Origin of the sequence: Massilia sp. YIM B02763 (assembly GCF_030412015.1) — a bacterium.
Lineage (GTDB): Bacteria > Pseudomonadota > Gammaproteobacteria > Burkholderiales > Burkholderiaceae_D > Telluria.
The window spans coordinates 1-2,358 of the sequence record NZ_JASNRD010000049.1 but is presented as its reverse complement, the minus strand read 5'-3'; the positions used below and the strand labels follow the sequence as shown (position 1 = coordinate 2,358).

Sequence of the window (2,358 nt, the reverse complement as noted above, 5' to 3'; positions counted from 1 at the left end):
TATGACGTTCCCTTCTCGTCTTTCCTTCGGAAAGACTGCAGGGGCCAACGTTATAGGGACAAGTGAATAAGTGCACATGGTGGATGCCTTGGCGATTACAGGCGATGAAGGACGTAGTAGCTTGCGATAAGCTGCGGGGAGCTGGCAAACGAGCTTTGATCCGCAGATTTCCGAATGGGGAAACCCGGCCTTTTAGGTCATCTCATACTGAATACATAGGTATGTGAAGCGAACGCGGCGAACTGAAACATCTAAGTAGCTGCAGGAAAAGAAATCAACCGAGATTCCCAAAGTAGTGGCGAGCGAAATGGGATGAGCCTTGTACGTGATAGTCGATCGGATAGTGGAATGCTCTGGAAATGGCAGCCATAGCGGGTGATAGCCCCGTACACGAAATCCGGANTGAAGGACGTAGTAGCTTGCGATAAGCTGCGGGGAGCTGGCAAACGAGCTTTGATCCGCAGATTTCCGAATGGGGAAACCCGGCCTTTTAGGTCATCTCATACTGAATACATAGGTATGTGAAGCGAACGCGGCGAACTGAAACATCTAAGTAGCTGCAGGAAAAGAAATCAACCGAGATTCCCAAAGTAGTGGCGAGCGAAATGGGATGAGCCTTGTACGTGATAGTCGGATTGATAGTGGAAGCCTTTGGAAACAGGCGCCATAGTGGGTGATAGCCCCGTACACGAAATCAGACCGGTGATACTAAGCGTACGACAAGTAGGGCGGGACACGAGAAATCCTGTCTGAAGATGGGGGGACCATCCTCCAAGGCTAAATACTCGTAATCGACCGATAGTGAACCAGTACCGTGAGGGAAAGGCGAAAAGAACCCCGGGAGGGGAGTGAAATAGATCCTGAAACCGTGTGCATACAAACAGTCGGAGCCTCTTCGTGGGGTGACGGCGTACCTTTTGTATAATGGGTCAGCGACTTACATTCAGTGGCGAGGTTAACCAGATCGGGGAGCCGTAGAGAAATCGAGTCCGAATAGGGCGACAGTCGCTGGGTGTAGACCCGAAACCAGGTGATCTACCCATGGCCAGGATGAAGGTGCGGTAACACGCCCTGGAGGTCCGAACCCACTAATGTTGAAAAATTAGGGGATGAGCTGTGGGTAGGGGTGAAAGGCTAAACAAACCTGGAAATAGCTGGTTCTCTCCGAAAACTATTTAGGTAGTGCCTCAAGTATCACCATCGGGGGTAGAGCACTGTTATGGCTAGGGGGTCATTGCGACTTACCAAACCATTGCAAACTCCGAATACCGATGAGTGCGAGCTTGGGAGACAGACGTCGGGTGCTAACGTCCGGCGTCAAGAGGGAAACAACCCAGACCGCCAGCTAAGGTCCCAAAGATTGGCTAAGTGGAAAACGAAGTGGGAAGGCTAAAACAGTCAGGATGTTGGCTTAGAAGCAGCCATCATTTAAAGAAAGCGTAATAGCTCACTGATCGAGTCGTCCTGCGCGGAAGATGTAACGGGGCTAAGCCAGTCACCGAAGCTGCGGATATTTTTCTCTTTGCTTGCATCGAGATCANAAGATGTAACGGGGCTAAGCCAGTCACCGAAGCTGCGGATATGTCTTTGACATATGGTAGGAGAGCGTTCTGTAAGCCTGCGAAGGTGTCTCGTAAGGGATGCTGGAGGTATCAGAAGTGCGAATGCTGACATGAGTAGCGATAAAGAGGGTGAAAAGCCCTCTCGCCGAAAGCCCAAGGTTTCCTGTTCAACGTTCATCGGAGCAGGGTGAGTCGGCCCCTAAGGCGAGGCAGAGATGCGTAGCTGATGGGAAGCAGGTTAATATTCCTGCACCGTCGTATGATGCGATGGGGGGACGGATCGCGGAAGGTTGTCCAACTGTTGGAATAGTTGGTTTTTGACTCATAGAAGGTGCTTAGGCAAATCCGGGCACGTGATTCAAGGGGTCGAGACGAGCGGCTTTATGCTGCGAAGCAATCGGAAGTGGTTCCAAGAAAAGCCTCTAAGCTTCAGTCATACGAGACCGTACCGCAAACCGACACAGGTGGGCGAGATGAGTATTCTAAGGCGCTTGAGAGAACTCGGGAGAAGGAACTCGGCAAATTGGTACCGTAACTTCGGGATAAGGTACGCCCCGGTAGCTTGACTGCTTTACTGCAGAAGGGTGAAAGGGTTGCAATAAACTGGTGGCTGCGACTGTTTAATAAAAACACAGCACTCTGCAAACACGAAAGTGGACGTATAGGGTGTGACGCCTGCCCGGTGCTGGAAGATTAAATGATGGGGTGCAAGCTCTTGATTGAAGTCCCAGTAAACGGCGGCCGTAACTATAACGGTCCTAAGGTAGCGAAATTCCTTGTCGGGTAAGTTCCGACC

Annotated in this window: 1 rRNA gene; it reads left to right on the top strand. The window is 51.1% G+C overall.

Features of this window, described 5'->3' with window-relative positions:
* Positions 1–56: 56 nt before the first annotated feature.
* Positions 57–2,358 (top strand): 23S ribosomal RNA (locus QPK32_RS26370); the annotation flags it as partial.